We start from the raw sequence: 17,367 nt of genomic DNA, 5'->3' as shown, positions 1-17,367 counted from the left end.
AGCGGGATATTTCGCATCTGCGAACAAGATGCTATTCAAGAAACGGAGCAGGACAGGATTCCGACAGACATAACCCTGCGTCCATATTATTTTCGCATTGTTTCGTCTTCGCAGCCGCGCTTTTGCAGGTGAAGACAAGATTGATATTCGATACTGCCGGCTTATTTCCAGGTCGGATTACAAATTTTTATTACGTTGATATTATTGAGGAAACTATGAAGACGGCGATCGTCCATGACTGGCTCACCGATAGGGGTGGGGCTGAAAAGGTCCTTCACAACCTTCTCGAAATCTATCCTCAGGCAGATCTTTTCTGCCTCGTCGATTTCATGAGCGAGCGTGATCGCGGCTTTCTCGGCGGCCGCCCGGTGAATACCTCCTTCATCCAGAAGCTGCCCTTCGCCCGGAAGAAATATCGCTCTTACCTGCCGCTGATGCCGCTCGCCATCGAGCAATTCGATCTGAGCGGTTATGATCTCGTCATTTCCTCAAGCTATGCGGTCGCCAAAGGCGTCATCACCGGGCCGGGCCAGTTTCACGTTTCCTATATCCACAGCCCCATCCGTTATGCGTGGGATCTTCAGCATCAATACCTCAAGGAAACGCGGCTGACGCACGGCTTCGCCTCGTGGATCGCCCGCGCCATCCTTCATTATATCCGCATGTGGGACATCCGCACCGCCAACGGTGTCGACCTGATGACCGTCAATTCCAAATTCATCCGCAACCGGGTGCGCAAGTGTTATGGGCGGGATTCCACGGTGATCTATCCCCCGGTGGATACCTCCCACCTCTCTCCCTCTGACCGCAAGGGCGATTATTTCGTCACTGCATCACGGCTGGTGCCCTACAAAAAAGTGCATCTGATCGTCGAAGCCTTCGCCAAAATGCCCGACAGGCGCCTCGTTGTCATCGGAGACGGCCCGGACATGAAGCGCATTCGCGATATCGCAACTCCCAATATCGAAATCCTGGGTTTTGTCGGCAATGAGGAGCTTCACAGATACATGGCGGAAGCCAAGGCTTTCGTCTTCGCGGCGGAAGACGACTTCGGCATCGTGCCCGTCGAATCCCAGGCTCTGGGCACACCAGTGATCGCTTATGGCAAGGGCGGCGTGCTGGAAACCGTCATACCGCTCGGCGGCTCTAACCAGCCCACGGGCCTTTATTTCCGCGAACAGACGCCTGAAGCGATCTGCGGCGCTGTGCAGGAGTTCGTCGACAATTCCGACCGCTTCGACAAGACCGCCTGCATCGACAATGCCGCCCGTTTCTCCCGCGAACGTTTCCTGAGAGAATTTGCCGACACCGTCAATTTCGCGCTCGCTGAACGGGCGTGATCGCCTGCAAAGTGAAACTCGATTATCAAACTGATTAAATGGTGTCGACAAAGGAAAAAACTGCATAAGCGTGACAAAACTGCACTAGCGCAATGCAGCAATCACAGAGATGATAGTGGGCGGACGGATGTTGAATGCAACGAAACTAAAACAGTGCGTGTCTTGCATGACATAGGCAATACACAAGATTTGCCCCGGGGTACCCTAATAAAATTGAATCATCCTCCAAATTTGCATATTACTTTCGCAGTTCAACACGTTTTTCAATCCTATCCTTTCTGAACAAATGCAAACCGGCCGAGACCTTCCTTACCGGGTTATTTACGAAGTGATCAATTTTTAAAAACCTATACGTGTCCGTTTTTATGCTTTTCGGACGATATTCATTTTGAGGACCAAATGCGTTTATTGAATGTTTCGATTCTGCTCGCCTCTGCGGCTCTGGCAGGCTGCACTGTCACAGCGGCATCTGGCCCCGACGCAGCCACAATCGAATCCAACGCCTCCGTAAAATTCGGATCAAAGGACAAGAAAAAAACCGCAGGCGTGGATTATGCGCTTATCGACATCAACAGCTCCGTCCTTAACTATGTCGGTGATACCACCACGACCACCTTGCTCGGCAGCTTCGGTGGTGGCAAGGGCGGCGTCCCGGCATTGCCGATGGGTGTCGGCGACGTAGTCCAGGTTGCCATTTTCGAAAGCCAGGCGGGCGGCCTGTTCATTCCAAACGATGCAGGCAGCCGCCCGGGTAACTTCATTAGCCTGCCCAACCAGACGGTCGACCGGGAAGGCAATATCAGCGTTCCCTATGCAGGCAAGATCCGCGCAACCGGTCGCAATGTCGAGGATGTGCAGAGTGAAATCGAGGAGCGCCTGGCAAATCGCGCCATCGAGCCGCAGGTTCTGATCACCAAGATTTCCAGTCGCTCCGCACAGGCCTCGGTTCTTGGCGACGTCAAAGAGCCGACAAAGGTGCAGCTGTCGGAAGCAGGTGATCGCGTTCTTGACGTCATCTCTTACGCCAAAGGCCTGAGTGCTCCCAACATAGAGTCCTATGTCACGCTCATTCGGCGCGGGAAAACGGCCCGCGTCAACTATAATCACCTTGTCAGCACGCCTTCGGAAAACATCTATGTGGTGCCGGGCGACACCATCATGGTGGAGCGGGAGCGCCGCACTTATCTCGCCTTCGGCGCTTCCGGCCTCAACGGCCGTTTCGAGTTCGAGGACGCCGATCTCAAGCTCTCGGACGCCCTTGGCAAGGCGGGCGGATTGCTCGACTCCCGTGCAGATCCCGCCCAAGTCTATGTCTACCGCATCGTGAAGCGCGATCTTCTCGTGAAGCTCGGCGTCAACACGTCCAAATTCGCGGGCCAGGACGTTCCGGTCATTTTCCGTGCCAATCTGCGCGATCCCTCGACCTTCTTTGCCAGCACGAAATTCCCGATGCAGGATCGCGACATCATCTATGTCACGAACTCGCAGGCCACCGAACTCTACAAATTCCTGGATCTCGTCGGCTCCGTGCCCGCCACCACAGGCAATGTTGCTGAAGATGTGCTGGCCACCCGCAACGCCATCCGGGCTTTCTGACCTCCGGCGTATCGCATCGCGAAAAAGGCCGCCCCGGAAACGAGGCGGCCTTTTCCCGTGCCAACCGGCGCGAAGAATATACGCAATGGCGGGGTTGCATGCGAGCGCGATCCGCTTCAGCCCCTGTACGGCAGGGCAAACGGCCCCCGCACACGGTTGTTGCCATTACAAAAGTTTAAGGTGATTTCGCAGCGTATTGGGTGTCTTGTGGAGGAAAGCTGCTCCCAAGGCTTGCCGCACATGTCGGGAAACATGTATCGCCTTCATTACGCGGAACCGTCAGATGAAACGTTTCTGGACCGCCCTCACCGTTCTTGCCATCGCAGCCGCCGGCGCGTGGTATTTCAAGGACCTCCTGCCGCTCGATCAAATTCCCTATCTGAAACAATTTGCCAGCACTCCACCGCAGGCAGAGACCGCAACCGCAGAAACGACTGCAAATGCAAAACCGCAATCCTCCCGCAATGGCCAGCCAGGCGCACAACAGGGCCAACGACAGGGCGGCGGGCGGCGCAATGGCGGACCACCGACCGTCAGCACCATTTCGGTCAGTAAGGCGACGCTGCCAATGGAAGCGGCGGCAACAGGGTGGGCGGTAGCAGCCGACATCACCAATATCGCACCGCTCCAGGCCGGCCTCGTCACCGAAATCGAGGCAAAGGACGGCCAGCACATCAAGGCGGGGGATCTGATCCTCAAGATGGACGATCGAATTGCCCGTGCGGCGGTCGACAAGGACAAGGCGAATATCGCCGCCGACCAGGCGACACTTGAACAGACTGAAGCCGCTTTTCAGCGTGCCGCCAACCTCGTCAAGCAGAGCGCCGAGTCACAGCAGGTGCTGGATCAGGCCAGAGCGGCGCGGGACAGCGCCAGCGCCAAGATCGATGCCGACCGCGCAACGCTTGCGTCCGATCAGGTGGCGTTGGAACATATGGAAATCCGTGCTCCCTTCGATGGGAGACTGGGTGATATCAGCGTCAGCCCGGGGGCTTACCTTAGTGCCGGCGTGAATATCGTGACGATCACGAAATACGACCCCATCTCGGTCAGTTTCCGGCTCTCTCAACGCTATCTGCCGCAATTGCGCGAAGGCGTAGCGAAAGACACGGCAGTTGATGTCGACCCTGCGGCGACCGGCGGCGAGGCGATGCGCGGCGTACTGCGTTTTTACGACAACACTGTGGACCAGACCTCCGGCACAGTGCTGGCAAAGGCGGAGTTCAAGAACGACCGCGGCCTTTTGTGGCCCGGTCAGTCCGTCAACGTCACCGCGCATTTTGTTTCCGAAGACGAAATGGTCGTCGTACCGACGGTCGCTGTGCGACCCGGACCGAAAGGCAATTTTGTCTACACGGTCGACAGCGATCATCATGCCCACATGACGCCCGTGGAGGTCGCGCGTTCGAACGGCGACCTCACCGCTATTGCGAACGGCCTTAATGGCGGAGAGCATATCATCGTCGAGGGCCAGTCGGAACTCGCCGACGGCCAGCTCGTGATCGAGCAATTTTCCGATAAGGGCGGGACGGCAGGCAATCTGGCCGCCAATATTCCGCAGGAAAAGGCTGGCCGCCAATGATCCCGAATTTTTGCATCAACAGGCCCGTCGCCACCACGCTTCTCGCCATCGGCCTCGTTCTGGCAGGCCTAGCCGGTTTCCGTTTGCTCCCGGTCGCGGCCTTGCCAAAGGTGGATTTTCCGACGATCAACGTGTCGTCATCACTCTCCGGCGCCTCCCCGCAAACCATGGCCACCTCGGTCACCACGCCACTGGTCAAGCAGTTCGAGACAATTCCCGGCGTCAGCGAGATCAGCGCCACCAATACGCTTGGCAACAGCTCGATCGTGCTTCAGTTCGATCTCAACCGCGATATCGACGCAGCCGCTGCCGACGTGCAGGCCGCAATTTCCCGCGCGCAACGGCAGTTGCCGAGCAATATGACGACGACGCCCAGCTATCGCAAAACGAACCCGGCCGATGCCCCGGTACTCTTGCTTGCGGTCAACAGCAAGGAAATGCCCACCAGCAAGGTCGATGAAATCGCCGAGAACATTATCTCCCCGCTCCTTTCCACCATTTCCGGCGTGGCGCAGGTGAGTATCTACGGGGCGCAGACCTATGCCGTGCGCATTGGGCTCGATCCGGCGCAGCTTCAGGCAAGAGGCCTCGGCGTCGATACGGTCACCACCGCCATTGCCCAGGCGAACAATCAGGTTCCCGTCGGCGCACTGCAGAACGATAATCAGCGCCTGACGATCGAGGCCGATACCCAGCGCACGAACGCAGCCGCCTTCCGTTCGCTGGTCGTATCGACGAACAACGGTGCACCCATTCACCTCGGTGATATCGCCAACGTCACCGACAGCATTGACAACACCAATGCGGGCAGCTGGTTCGACGGCGAACAGGCCATCGTTCTCGCCGTGCAGCGGCAACCGGATGCCAACACCGTCGATGTCGTGGACGCCATCAAGGCCAAGCTGCCGGCGCTTCACCAGCAATTGCCACCTTCCGTCAACATCAACGTGATGAACGACGCCTCGACCGCGATCAAGGACGCGATTTCCGACGTTCAGTTTACCCTGTTCCTGACCATCGGGCTGGTGGTGGCAGTAATCTACCTCTTCACCGGGCATCTGACGGCAACCGTCATTCCGGGTCTTGCCGTGCCGTTGTCGCTGATCACGGCTTTCGGCGCGATGTATGTGCTGGGTTACAGCATCGACAATATCTCCCTGCTTGGGCTCACCCTGTCAGTAGGTCTTGTGGTGGATGATGCTATCGTCATGCTGGAAAACATATTACGCCTGCACGAAGAGGGGCTGCCGATGCGGGAAGCCGCGCTGCAGGGTGCTGCGGAGGTCAGCAGCACCATCCTCTCCATGTCGATTTCGCTTGTCGCCGTCTTCATCCCCATTCTGTTGATGGGTGGGGTGATCGGCAGGCTCTTTAATGAATTCGGCATGGTCGTCACGCTCGCCATCATGGCCTCGGCTCTGGTATCGCTGACGGTCACGCCAATGCTCGCCTCGCGCCTTTCCGGCCACTCCTCCCGGCCACCGGCGATCATCCGTTGGTTCGATGCCGGCTTCGAGCGGACGCTTCGTGCCTATGGAAACGCCGTGAGCTGGTGCCTTTCCCATCGCCGTATTGTTTTGGCGTCATTTCTCGCCTCGGTCGCGGCATCTCTTTATCTATTCGAAGTGCTGCCCTCCAGCTTCTTCCCCCAGGAAGACATCGGCCGTCTTTCGGTTTCGACGCAGGCGCGCGAGGATATTTCCTACACGGCGATGCGCGATCTCCAGGCGCAGGTTGCCGATCAGATCCGCAAGAATCCGGCCGTGGTCCACGTTACATCCATCGTTGGCGGCAATTCGCGCAATCCGCTGAACAACGGCTCGATGTTCGTCGAACTCAAGCCCAAGGAGGAGCGTGCACCTCTGAGCCAGGTTCTGACGGAACTGGGCCAGGCCAGCTCGAAAGTCGCGGGCATCCGCACCTATATCAACCCGCAGCAGAGCCTGCGTTTCGGCGGGCGCAGCTCCGCCAGCCAATATCAGCTCGTGGTGCAGGGCTTGAACGCTGATATCACCAATGAATGGTCGAACAAGCTGATGGAGGCGATGCGCCGCGACCATACCTTCACGTCAGTAACATCGGATGCCCAAAACGGCGCCATCGCCGCCACGATTTCGGTCGATTCGGAAAAAGCCGCTGCATTCGGGATTACCAATGATCAGCTGCGCAAGACACTGGAAATGTCCTTCGGCGGGTACACCGCCGCACAGATCCAGTCGACCGGCGACAGCTACGACGTCATTGTCGAGTTCGACAGCTCGAAGCCATGGAATGACGATTTCCTGAGCGACATCAATATTCTTTCGGCCAAAACGGGCGTACTGGTGCCGCTTTCCAACTTCGCTGCTCTCACCCGGACGCAAGCGCCTGTTACCATCAATCAGACGGGCCAGCTCGTCTCCACCACCATCTCCTTCAACCTGCCGGATGGTGTGGCACTCTCCGACGCCACAAGTCGGATCGACCAGCTCAAGACCACGATAGGCCTGCCGCAGGATGTCTTCACCAGCTATGGCGGCACGGCGGCAATCTTCCAGCAGAGCCAGGGGAACACCGGAATCCTCATTCTGGCGGCGGTGCTCACCATCTATGTCGTTCTCGGCGTTCTCTATGAGAGCTTCATCCACCCGCTGACCATTCTTTCCGGTCTGCCGGCAGCGGCCTTCGGCGCCCTTGTGGCGCTGAAGGTCATGGGCATGGATTTCTCCATCATCGCCCTGATCGGGCTATTGATGCTTATCGGCATCGTCAAGAAAAACGCGATCATGATGATCGACGTGGCGGTGGAACTGATGCGCGAAAAAGCGGAACCACCCGCAATCGCCATTCACGAAGCCTGCGTGCGCCGGTTCCGCCCGATCATGATGACGACATTCTGCGCATTGCTTGGCGCTCTTCCCATCGCGCTCGGCTCGGGCGCCAGCTCAGAACTGCGCCAACCGCTCGGCATCGCGGTGGTCGGTGGTCTCATCGTCTCACAATTGCTGACATTGTTCATCACGCCCGTCATCTTCGTGGAAATGGACCGCTTCGGCCGCTTCCTCACGGGTCTATTTTCCCGCAAAAAAACGGCGGAAAAGCACGCCGAACCGGAAAACCCGAAAGGAGCGGCCGAGCCGGATTCCGTCGCGGCCTAATAGAGGCTTTCGAGGCGCTTCAGTGCCTCGGAAAATCCCGCTGGCTGCAGTTGGAAAGAGACGGCTCGACCCTGCAAATCCGGAGCCTCAACGGTTAGCGTCTTTCCTGTCTCCAGCGCTGAAACAACTTCGACAAAAGGTGTGAAAGACACAATGCAGCCGACAGGGAGGCACGTGCTGACCTGCACTTCCTGCAATCGGACATTGGCAGATTTTATTGAAAAGAGCTTCGTGACGGCAAGGCCGAAAGGCATGACGATAGTGCCTGAGAGCTTACCCGGCGCTTTTCCATCGTCGAGCCGAAATTCGACCGAAACAACGAGTTTTCGGTTTTTTTCCTCAAGCTGCACCTGCGCAATGGCGCAGAGCGGCTTCGCCGTTGATGTGTCCTTGCCGTCGGCGGGGTCTTCTTTTTCTGGTGCGGCACAGGCAAGTTGCCAGCTTCCGTGAACTTCATGCAGCGGCATGGCCGTGCTCGCGCTTTCCTGCGCGCGCGCCTCACCGCGGGAAAAACAAACCAGAATGGCAATGGCAAGCGCAGCCGCGCGTGGCATATTTGGTCTGAAGAACATCAGAAACGCACTCCCAGCTGAGCTGAAGCAGATTGATCCACGACACCCGCCCCGAACACCGCACCATACCGGAACGTCAGCGTGGCGGACGGACCAAGATCATAACTGAGCCCAAGATTAAGCAGCGCGACATCCCGCGCCATTGCCGTCCCCGCGACGGAAAAGCCATCGCCACCGGCATAAAACAGGGTGCTCATAACTGACTGGTTATCATAGGCATGCCGCCATCCGATATCGAGCATCGCCCTTCCGGAGCCGGTCTCCAGCACGATGTCATGGCCGAGGCGGGCACCGATCGTTGTGTAAAGCTGATCATGACTGGCAGAGCCTGAGGAAAGTGCGGAAACACCGCCCTGCTCCGCAAAGGCTTCCGTCTGAAGATTCACGTAGCTAATGGTCGCATAGGGCTCAAGGAGCACCCTATCAAGATCGAAACGCCATGCAGCTTCGGCGAAGACCTGCGTCGTGGAAGCGTCGTATCGGCCCGTAAAATTTTCCTGCAATGTCGAAAAGGAAATCGCCCGACGCGTTTCCACATTCTGGAAGGCATGGGTCGCGCCCACCCGGAGGGAGGCAGGGCCATTCGCCGCGCTCGCATAGGCTGCCAGATAGTAGCTATCCGCACCGGCAGATGCCGAGCCTTGTCTTAAAGTGTCGTGGCCGTACCCCCCCGCAAGTCCGGCCCGAATGCCCCCAGCAACATCGCCGTCCAGCCCCAGAAGCAAACCGCCTCCCGACATATCGACCGTTGCGCCATTTCCATCGGTCCAGACGCGGCTGCGCGACCCGAAACCGCTGGACCAGAAAGTAACGGTGTCTTCTTCCGAAGCTCCGCTCGAGCCAGGAGGAGCGCTGGTAGACATGATGCTCCGCACGTCCGCGCCGCTGAATGCGCTACGCATCCTCTCCAGAATGACGTCTCGCGTCAGCTGGCTGCGATTGATCAGCGCCATGGCCAGGGAGGGATGCAGTTCTCCGGCAAGCTGCGAAAAGGCGGATTGGGGTTCACTTTGCTCCAGAAACAATGCTGCTTGATAAAGCCCCGTATTTTCGCGTGCCGCCTCAACCGCGTTTGCGACGTTCTGAGCGTTTTCCGACAACGTCTCTGAGGCAAGCAGGCCCGGATCCTGCGACGCGCGCTCAAAGGAGAGATAGGCCGTGCCCTTATCGGAGCTCTTTGTGACGTTTACAGCCAAATAAGCGAAGTTCTCGTCCATGCTCGAAAAGGTGCCGGTAATACCACCTGTCGCGGTCAGGATCGCATATTTTATGCCGATATCGTAGGCCGACTTACTTCCAAGCGGCGTGACGACAAGTTTGACATCGTTGTCGATGGTGATAGCGCCGGTGACGGCGAGCTTGTCGGACGCGCCGGACGCATCGATTTCCACCGCGTAGGTGGAACCGCTAAGGAACCGTGCGTCGCCCGTCGAGGTCAAGGTCCCAATCGAATTGCCAGGCGATAGCGTGCCTCCGGAAGCGACACTCAGTCCGGCGATGACGCCAGAACCGCCAAGCGTCGCGCCGCTGCGGACGGAAACTGCGCTCGCCAGTACGCCGTTGACGCTGAGCTTGCCCGATGAAACATCGGTAGCGCCTGAATAGGTGCTGTTGCCGGTCATAACCAGATTGCCGCTCCGGTCTTTTCAAAAGTGCCCGTGCCGCTGACAACGTTCGCGAACATGCCCGGCCCATCGACCGCCAGCTCCGCATTATTGACGATCTCGCCGGAGCCAAAACTGTTTGCGGCTCCTGTCAAGCTGCCGGCAGAAATCGTCGTTGCCCCGGAATAGCTATTGTTGCCGGCAAGCACGAGATTGCCAGCGCCGGTCTTTTCGACCGTGCCGGAACCGTTGAGGTTATTTGAAAGCGTGCCGCCCCCCTCAACAACAAGCTGTGCATTGTTGGCGATAGGGCCGGAACCGAAACTCGCCGCGGTGCCTTTCAAGGTTCCGGCCGAAATGGTGGTACCGCCGGAGTAGCTATTATGGCCGGAAAGCGTGGTGACACCGTTTTCCGCAACGACACGCCCGTTGCCGGAGATCGTCGCAGAGAGATGGTAATCTGCCTCTGAATGATTGAAGACAATACTGCCGTCGCCATCGCCGAAAAGGATCCTGTCAGCATCCACCTCCCCCCCGGACCGAGCCGGAGACCCCTCAAGTGCCCCGACGTTCAGAACACCTGTGGACCCCGCCGCCGCCGCAATGACGACGGTAGGAGCCGCGAGTGCGCCACCATCGGCCACCCGCACCCAGCCTGTGCCGCTTCCACCGATCAAGAGAGCGTCGCGCACCTTGACCTGCGAGCCAATACCGGCCACGTGGAGGATGCCGCTTGATCCGGCCTGGGCGCCAACAACCAATCGATTCGTATCGAGTAAGCCCGCATCGGTGACGAATACATCTCCAAGTCCCCGCCATCCGACATAGGTTGAACCGGAATCGACGAGATCGCTGTCGACGGACACCGTCACAGCGGATCCCGCTCCGGCGACGTTTAAGATTCCATAAGAGCCGCCGAGTTCGCCGAGCGAAAGCTCTTTTGCCCGGATTTCGCCGCCGGTCTCAACGGAAACCTCACCCCTGGCAGCGCCTTCATATCCGACGAAGAGCGTCTTTGCGAGCGTCAAGGTCGAACCGCTGCCGCTGATGGCGACCACCGCAGAAGCGGATTTCGTGCCGACGATAGCGGTGTCGCTGGTTACTTTGCCGCCAGTCCCGATGTACAGCCGTGCTCTTCCTTCCCCCCCTATATAGAGATCGCCGGTGTTGTTCAGGATGCTCCCGGATCCCGATACGGTCACTCTCCCGTCACTGTCCGTCCCAAGACCGATTACCGTTTTTACGGAATCCACACGCCCGCCAGCCTCCACGCCCAGCAAGCCATAACCTGCATTGCCGACGGCAAGCCCGTCATCACCAACCGCGAAGACAGAACCGCTTCCTTTCACATTAACCGTACCCGTGCTGCCGGCCGCTGCGCCGAGATCAGCGGAAAAGCTTTTGACAACAGCGCCCGCTTCAACCTGGATTCGACCCTGCCCCGCGGGGCCGCCCGGATCGCTTTCATCCCCTCCGATAGTAAGGCCTCGCGCATTCCAAAGGGTTTGGCTGCCGCTGATTTCGACCAGCGCGACATTGTGACGACCAATCACGACAGCGCCGCTGGACACCCTGGCAGCTGTTCCTATCGACATCCTTGCCACAGCTTCATCACCGATGATGAAGGGGCCATAGGTTTCGAGTGCGGAACCCAGGCCATTAATTGTGAGGACGCTTTGGGTCGGGCTATCGAACTGGCCGATAATTGTGGTTGCAAGGCTTTTGACAACACCGCCGGCTGAGATCGTCACCATTCCTGAACCACGGCCACCGATGATCATGTCCCCCGTCACGGTAACGCTGCTTCCGCTGTCTTCAACGGAGAGATTTCCTCCAGAATCCGGACCTTCGCCGATAATTAAACCGCCGGTTTTTAAAGTGCTGGCGCCCAGAACCTCAAGCGTACCAAAAGCTGCGGTATGCGCTGAGCCTAAAAAGATTGTGCCAGAATTATCGAAACGGGATGAACTTTCCAGCCTGAGAGCGCCAAAACCGTCTCCCTCTCTTCCAAGATAAAGAGCGCCGCCGGATGTCGCGGTCGTACCGGTGAGATAAACCTCCCCTGTGCCGACACCACCAATAACGATGTCGTTTTTATTGTCCCAGTGAGCCCCCGTGAAATAAAGTTTCCCGGTGATTGGATATTTGTCAGCGGCTTGCAGAGAATCCGTTTGAAGGCTTCCATTTATCCAGATTTCAGCGTCGGTATCGATACCCACGATTAGCCCGTCGATTTCGACATTTGCGCCGGCGCCAATGGTCGGACCTGTCGAATTGATGCCTGCGCTATCGTTGAGGCCCGGGACGCGCCCGTATCCGTACCAATTGGACGACAGGAACCAATCGCCGCCCGCAGGACCAACCCAGGAGATCGTTTCCGCGAAAGCCGGCGCCGGGAATGCACAATACAGCATAAGCGCGAAGGCGCTGGTCGATGCCCGAAGGGCAGGCCACACGACGGATGGCAGGCCGGCGTTCTTCTTCTGCAATCGTTGATTTTCCAACCGGACGCAGTGCGACATCCAAACTCCCCGTTGGCACATTCTGCCAGTCCGCAATCAGCGAATCACGTTCCCTGTCAATTAGCGCAAATCAGGAGCAAGGAGTCAGTATAAAAAGTGCAAATCATCCGTTTGCTGACAAAATAAAAGCAAAGGGAGCGCGGCCCGCGCGCTCCTTGAGATTAGATAAGTATATTCGATTTTAGTAATATCAATATACAGGTCAGATCGCAGCGGTAAAGCCTATTGCCGGGAAAACCGTCCGAAGGCTCCACCCGAAAAGCACAGCGGATCACCATCACGATGAGCAGCGCGCAACACCTCGCCGACGATGATAGTGTGATCGCCCGCATCATGCGCCGCCGCCTGCCTGCACTCAAAACGGGCCAGCGTTCCGGGGATGACCGGTACACCTTCATCGTTCAATTCCCAGTCAAGATCATCGAAAGCACGGCCGTTGCGAGTGAAGCGGGCGCTCAGCACGTCCTGGTCGGCGCTCAGCACATGAATGGCGAAATGGGTCGCGCCGCTGAAGGCCTGATAACGCGACGAGCTTTTCGCAGGTGACCACAGCACCAGCGGCGGATCGAGCGAGACGGATGCGAAGCTGTTGACCGTCATGCCGATCGGGCCTTCCGGGGTCGTGGCTGTTACCACCGTAACACCGGTGGTGAAAGCGCCGAGCGCGTTGCGAAAGCTGCGGCTGTTTTCGCCGCCGGGAACGAATACATGTTCATTGGGCATCTTGATCGCCTCTGCAACTGTCATCACGCCACCTCTTTTCCAATCGCAAGGGTGTAGAGTTCAAACCATGTCTGGCGGTCCATCGTCACGCGAAGCGCATCGGCAGCGGTTTTGATGCGTTCGAGATTGTTGGTGCCAAGCACGGGCACTATCTTTGCCGGATGGCGCAGCAGCCATGCGATCGCGACGGCCGTCGCGTCGACGTCCTGTTCCTTGCCGATGCGATGTAGGGCAGCCATGGTGCCGCCATGCGCGCCGGAGAACAGCGAACCGCCACCGAGCGGCGACCAGGCCATGGGCGAAATGCGCTTTTCCTGCAGGTAGGCGAGATCGCCATTCGTGAAGGAATCGGTGGCAAGCAGGCTCATTTCGATCTGGTTCGTCACCAGCCGGTTGCTCATGGCCGATTGCAGCAGCGAAAAATCCCACGGGCGGAAATTGGATACGCCAACCGCCTTGACCTTGCCCGACGCCACCAAGGCATCAAGTGCCTTGCCGGTTTCTTCCGCGTCGATCAGCGGGTCGGGGCGGTGAATGAGCAGCAGATCGACGTGATCCGTTCCCATGTCGCGCAGCGATGCTTCCACCGACGCGTTGATGTGGACCGCGGTCGTGTCGTAATGCTTGACGCGGGCGGCTGCGTGGCGGCCGGCCGGTGCGACGATGCCGCATTTGGTGACGATTTCGATTTTGTCGCGCAGTCCTGGCGCGGCTTTCAATCCGGCGCCAAGAATGGCTTCTGCCGTGTATCCGCCATAGATATCGGCCTGATCCATGGTTGTGATGCCCTGTGCGAGGCAGGCCTCGATCTTTGCCTGTACATGCGCCGGCGATGTGTCTGCATCGTCACCAATGCGCCACATGCCGTAAACGATGCGGCTGAGTTCGAGTGTGTCAGAAAGAGCGATACGTTCCATCAGTGGCGTTCCCCATTGCCGAGCGGCGTCGCTGGCGTTTCAGAAGGCACCCGGCCATAGGCATGCGGCAGGGAGCAGGTTTTCATCTGCGGCAACACCTTGGTGCCGAAATGTTCGGCTTCGTCGAGATGCGGATAACCGGACAGGATGAAGGCGCGGATACCCATCTTCTGGTAATCCTCCAGCGCCGAAAGAACCTGATCCGTCGAGCCGACAAGTGCTGCACCGCAGCCGGAGCGCGCCCGGCCGATGCCGGTCCACAGATTGGGTTCGACATAACCGAACTTGTCAGCGAGTTCACGGGCACGTGCCTGATGCGACACGCCGAGTGAACCGCTATCGTGGGCGCGGTTGCGGATCAGCTGGCCGTATTCATCATCGAGCTTGGAGACCAGATGTTCGGCATATTCTCGGGCTTCCTTTTCAGTATCGCGCACCACCATATGGACGCGCAGACCATAATCCAGCGTGCGGCCATGGGCGGAAGCGCGCTCGTTGGCGGCGCGCATGCGGTCCGCCAGCTGGTCCTTCGTCTCCGGCCACATCAGATAGACGTCGCATTGGGCGCCACAGAGCTCAAGTGCATCTGGAGAATAACCGCCGAAATAAAGAAGCGGGCCGCCATTCTGCTGGTAGGGTCTCGCCGGCTCGGTCGATACGCCCTTGAACTGGTAGATTTCGCCGTCGTGGTCGATGGTGTCGCGGGTCCAGGCCTGCCGCAAAATCTCGACGACCTCGTGGCTGCGCTTGTAACGAAAGGCGCTGTCGGCGACTTCGCCCGGAAAGTCCGAGCTGATGACATTGAGGGTCAGGCGGCCTTTCAGCATGTGGTCGAGCGTGGCAACCGTACGAGCCAGCATGATCGGCTGCATTTCGCCACAGCGGATAGCGGCAAGGAAATTGATACGGTCGCTGATCGGCGCACAGCCGGCGACAAAGCTCAGCGTATCCTGCCCCACCTGATAGGACGACGGGCAGAGAATGTTGCGGAAGCCAAGTTCCTCAGCTTTTTTGACGATATCCGAGCAATGTTCGAAGCTGGAACGCAGGCTTCCATCCGGCACGCCGAGATAGGCGTAATCATCGGAACACAAAGCGGAAAACCAGGAGACCTCGGCAGCATCGAGATCAGCGGATGTAACGGGTACAACGGTCATGCAATTCCTCCTCAGGGCCGCTCTCGTTGTTCTTGCATAACATCAAGAAATATGTAAATCAATGATGTATCAATTTTTGTTTCGGGTGGAGGAAACGGCATATGAGACACACTGGTGGCAGTTTGCCCATGTATCTACAGATCGCCGAAATGCTGGTGCGCGAGGTGTCAGCAGGGCGGCTGATCGACGGCGAGAAGCTTGCGCCGGAGCGCGATATGGCTGCCGATCTCGGCATCGCCGTCGGTACGCTACGCAAGGCGCTCGCCGAATTGCAGGAGCGCGGCCTTCTGGAGCGCGTACAGGGTTCCGGCAACTACATCCGCGCGGTCAGCGATCCGCAGAGCGTCTACGCTTTCTTCCGGCTTGAACTGATCGAGGGCGGCGGCCTGCCGACAGCGGAGGTTCTGGATGTGACCCGGCTAGCGAAGCCCGCCGATCTGCCCGCTTTTGGCACCTCCTCCGAAGGACACAGGATTCGTCGTCTGCGGCGCATTGCCGGCAAACCGGCCGCCATCGAGGAAATCTGGCTTGATGGTTCCTATGTTGACACGATCACCATCGAAAATATGTCGGAATCTCTCTACCTCTATTACCGCACTCGCCTCAACCTCTGGATATCGAAGGCGGAGGATCACATCGATCTCGGTGAAGTGCCCGAATGGACGCCCGAAGCGTTCGGCCAGAAAGCAGGCGCATCCGTGCCCCGCGTCCTGCGTCTCAGCCAGGCGCAGGATGGTGCGGTGGCAGAAGTTTCCTGGACCTGGTTTGACCATGCCGTGGCGCGCTACGTTTCTCGCATACGTTGAGACTGCGCAAAATTCGCGTGATCTACAGGAGTGACGGAATTTGACGGCAGGCAAGCCAACCACTGCCCGCCAGCGGGCGATTCCGCGGATATATTTCTTTTAATCAATGACTTAGTAGTTTTTGATTTCTGTCAGAAATAAAATTGATACACTATTGATTTCCTTTTTGTGAAAGGTAATATCACGGCCTCAGGGAGACAGGCGTTTCGCCACCCCACGTTACTGCCAGACAATCGGGCTCGATTTTCGAAGATGCGGTACGGGGAACTTGAAGGTTGATACCGGCTATTGCGTCCATTGAAATTTCGGGCGTGCCGGTCGTGAGGAGGAAAATATGGCTTCAGTCAGCCTGCGCAAGCTGGACAAGAGTTACGGTGCGCTTCGCATCGTCAAGGGCATCGACCTTGAAATCAACGATGGCGAATTCGTCGTATTTGTCGGCCCTTCCGGCTGCGGCAAATCAACCACGTTGCGCATGGTCGCAGGGCTGGAGAGCATTACAGGCGGCGAGGTGAAGATCGGCGACCGTGTCGTCAACCGGCTGCCGCCGCGCGAGCGCGACATCGCCATGGTGTTTCAGGACTATGCGCTTTATCCGCACAAGACGGTGCGCGAAAACATGGGCTTCAGCCTTAAGGTGCGCGGTGTCAGCGCTTCGCAGGCCAATGCCAGCATCGATGAGGCGGCAAAGATGCTCGGCATCGAGCACCTTCTCGATAGGCGGCCCGGACAGCTTTCCGGCGGCCAGCGTCAGCGTGTGGCCATGGGGCGCGCCATCGTTCGCCGCCCGCAGGTCTTCCTGTTCGATGAGCCGCTTTCCAACCTCGACGCTAAACTCCGCGGACAGGTACGCACGGAAATCAAGCGCCTGCACCAGCAGCTGGGCACCACCATCATCTATGTTACCCATGACCAGGTGGAGGCGATGACGCTGGCGGACCGCATCGTCATCCTGCGCGGCGGCGATATCGAACAGGTCGGCACGCCGGATGAGGTTTATAACCGCCCGGAAAGCGTGTTCGTCGGCGGTTTCGTCGGTGCGCCCGCCATGAATTTCGCGCGAGCCAAGGTGAATGGCGACCGGCTGACATTCTCGGACGGGAATTTCCTGCCTATGGCATCCATTCGGCCATCGCGGGAAACAGGTCTCGAAGGCCGCGAAGTCATCGTTGGCATTCGCCCGGAACATTTTGGTACTGCCGAGAGCCTCGACAGCCAGCTTGCCGTAAAGGTGCAGGTGGTGGAGCCACTGGGCTCGGACACCCTCGTCCATTTCAGCCTCGGCGACGCGGCGCTGACCGCACGGATGCCGCCGCAGCTTCGGCGAACGCCGAACGAGGAACTGAAGATCGGCGTCGATCCGTCCAAGGTCCATCTTTTCGACGCAACAACGGAGCGCTCGATCCACTGA

The 17,367-nt window shown here is 58.3% G+C and carries 12 protein-coding genes; 6 read left to right on the top strand and 6 right to left on the bottom strand.

Annotated features, from left to right (window positions below; translation table 11 throughout):
- Positions 1-215: 215 nt before the first annotated feature.
- The 4 genes from BTN45_RS22460 (at position 216) to BTN45_RS22445 (ending at position 7,655) form a co-directional block, all read left to right on the top strand.
- Complete coding sequence (locus tag BTN45_RS22460; RefSeq protein WP_111814049.1) at positions 216-1,340, top strand: glycosyltransferase family 4 protein; 1,125 nt, start codon at positions 216-218, stop codon at positions 1,338-1,340.
- A gap of 399 nt (positions 1,341-1,739) precedes the next feature.
- Positions 1,740-2,936 carry a polysaccharide biosynthesis/export family protein gene (locus BTN45_RS22455; protein ID WP_207591148.1) on the top strand — a complete coding sequence of 399 codons (1,197 nt, stop codon included), beginning with the start codon at positions 1,740-1,742 and terminating at the stop codon, positions 2,934-2,936.
- 283 nt (positions 2,937-3,219) lie between these two features.
- The gene (locus BTN45_RS22450; protein WP_207591146.1) at positions 3,220-4,518 is read left to right on the top strand and encodes an efflux RND transporter periplasmic adaptor subunit; all 1,299 of its coding nucleotides are present in this window, start codon (positions 3,220-3,222) and stop codon (positions 4,516-4,518) included.
- Complete coding sequence (locus BTN45_RS22445; protein ID WP_207591140.1) at positions 4,515-7,655, top strand: efflux RND transporter permease subunit; 3,141 nt, start codon at positions 4,515-4,517, stop codon at positions 7,653-7,655. The genes BTN45_RS22450 and BTN45_RS22445 overlap by 4 nt, the downstream gene beginning before the upstream one ends.
- Here the strand turns inward: BTN45_RS22445 and BTN45_RS22440 are convergent.
- The 6 genes from BTN45_RS22440 to BTN45_RS22420 form a co-directional block, all read right to left on the bottom strand.
- Complete coding sequence (locus tag BTN45_RS22440; RefSeq protein ID WP_246751751.1) at positions 7,652-8,209, bottom strand: invasion associated locus B family protein; 558 nt, start codon at positions 8,207-8,209, stop codon at positions 7,652-7,654. The two genes, BTN45_RS22445 and BTN45_RS22440, sit on opposite strands and share 4 nt — an antisense overlap.
- Positions 8,210-8,226: 17 nt before the next feature.
- Positions 8,227-9,849 (bottom strand): autotransporter domain-containing protein, encoded by a 1,623-nt coding sequence (locus tag BTN45_RS26440; RefSeq protein WP_246751723.1) that lies wholly within the window; start codon positions 9,847-9,849, stop codon positions 8,227-8,229.
- On the bottom strand, positions 9,846-12,353 hold the full coding sequence (locus BTN45_RS26435) for an autotransporter-associated beta strand repeat-containing protein (RefSeq protein WP_246751722.1): 2,508 nt from the start codon (positions 12,351-12,353) through the stop codon (positions 9,846-9,848). Before BTN45_RS26435 ends, BTN45_RS26440 begins: the two co-directional genes overlap by 4 nt.
- Before the next feature lie 222 nt (positions 12,354-12,575).
- A complete protein-coding gene (locus tag BTN45_RS22430) occupies positions 12,576-13,100 on the bottom strand; it encodes a flavin reductase family protein (RefSeq protein ID WP_207591130.1) in 525 nt (174 codons plus the stop codon).
- Positions 13,100-13,993: an aldo/keto reductase family oxidoreductase gene (locus BTN45_RS22425; RefSeq protein ID WP_207591126.1), complete on the bottom strand. Its 894-nt coding sequence runs from the start codon at positions 13,991-13,993 to the stop codon at positions 13,100-13,102. Before BTN45_RS22425 ends, BTN45_RS22430 begins: the two co-directional genes overlap by 1 nt.
- The gene (locus BTN45_RS22420) at positions 13,993-15,150 is read right to left on the bottom strand and encodes an LLM class flavin-dependent oxidoreductase (RefSeq protein WP_004438724.1); all 1,158 of its coding nucleotides are present in this window, start codon (positions 15,148-15,150) and stop codon (positions 13,993-13,995) included. Before BTN45_RS22420 ends, BTN45_RS22425 begins: the two co-directional genes overlap by 1 nt.
- Positions 15,151-15,251: 101 nt before the next feature.
- Here BTN45_RS22420 and BTN45_RS22415 point away from each other — a divergent pair, with 101 nt between their 5' ends.
- Positions 15,252-15,956: a GntR family transcriptional regulator gene (locus BTN45_RS22415; RefSeq protein WP_207591124.1), complete on the top strand. Its 705-nt coding sequence runs from the start codon at positions 15,252-15,254 to the stop codon at positions 15,954-15,956.
- Between the two features lie 334 nt (positions 15,957-16,290).
- Positions 16,291-17,367, top strand: a complete 1,077-nt coding sequence (gene ugpC / locus BTN45_RS22410) for a sn-glycerol-3-phosphate ABC transporter ATP-binding protein UgpC (RefSeq protein WP_207591123.1) — start codon at positions 16,291-16,293, stop codon at positions 17,365-17,367.

Source organism: Rhizobium sp. ZX09, assembly GCF_017357485.1.
Lineage (GTDB): Bacteria > Pseudomonadota > Alphaproteobacteria > Rhizobiales > Rhizobiaceae > Agrobacterium > Agrobacterium pusense.
Note: the sequence above shows the minus strand (reverse complement) of the source record. Positions and strands in the feature narration are given on the sequence as shown.

Bases quoted from the DNA above. Each gene is read 5' to 3' on its own strand.
- BTN45_RS22460 (WP_111814049.1), top strand. From the start codon at position 216: ATGAAGACGGCGATCGTCCATGACTGGCTCACCGATAGGGGTGGGGCT.
- BTN45_RS22455 (WP_207591148.1), top strand. From the start codon at position 1,740: ATGCGTTTATTGAATGTTTCGATTCTGCTCGCCTCTGCGGCTCTGGCA.
- BTN45_RS22450 (WP_207591146.1), top strand. From the start codon at position 3,220: ATGAAACGTTTCTGGACCGCCCTCACCGTTCTTGCCATCGCAGCCGCC.
- BTN45_RS22445 (WP_207591140.1), top strand. From the start codon at position 4,515: ATGATCCCGAATTTTTGCATCAACAGGCCCGTCGCCACCACGCTTCTC.
- BTN45_RS22440 (WP_246751751.1), bottom strand. From the start codon at position 8,209: ATGCCACGCGCGGCTGCGCTTGCCATTGCCATTCTGGTTTGTTTTTCC.
- BTN45_RS26440 (WP_246751723.1), bottom strand. From the start codon at position 9,849: ATGACCGGCAACAGCACCTATTCAGGCGCTACCGATGTTTCATCGGGC.
- BTN45_RS26435 (WP_246751722.1), bottom strand. From the start codon at position 12,353: ATGTCGCACTGCGTCCGGTTGGAAAATCAACGATTGCAGAAGAAGAAC.
- BTN45_RS22430 (WP_207591130.1), bottom strand. From the start codon at position 13,100: ATGACAGTTGCAGAGGCGATCAAGATGCCCAATGAACATGTATTCGTT.
- BTN45_RS22425 (WP_207591126.1), bottom strand. From the start codon at position 13,993: ATGGAACGTATCGCTCTTTCTGACACACTCGAACTCAGCCGCATCGTT.
- BTN45_RS22420 (WP_004438724.1), bottom strand. From the start codon at position 15,150: ATGACCGTTGTACCCGTTACATCCGCTGATCTCGATGCTGCCGAGGTC.
- BTN45_RS22415 (WP_207591124.1), top strand. From the start codon at position 15,252: ATGAGACACACTGGTGGCAGTTTGCCCATGTATCTACAGATCGCCGAA.
- ugpC (WP_207591123.1), top strand. From the start codon at position 16,291: ATGGCTTCAGTCAGCCTGCGCAAGCTGGACAAGAGTTACGGTGCGCTT.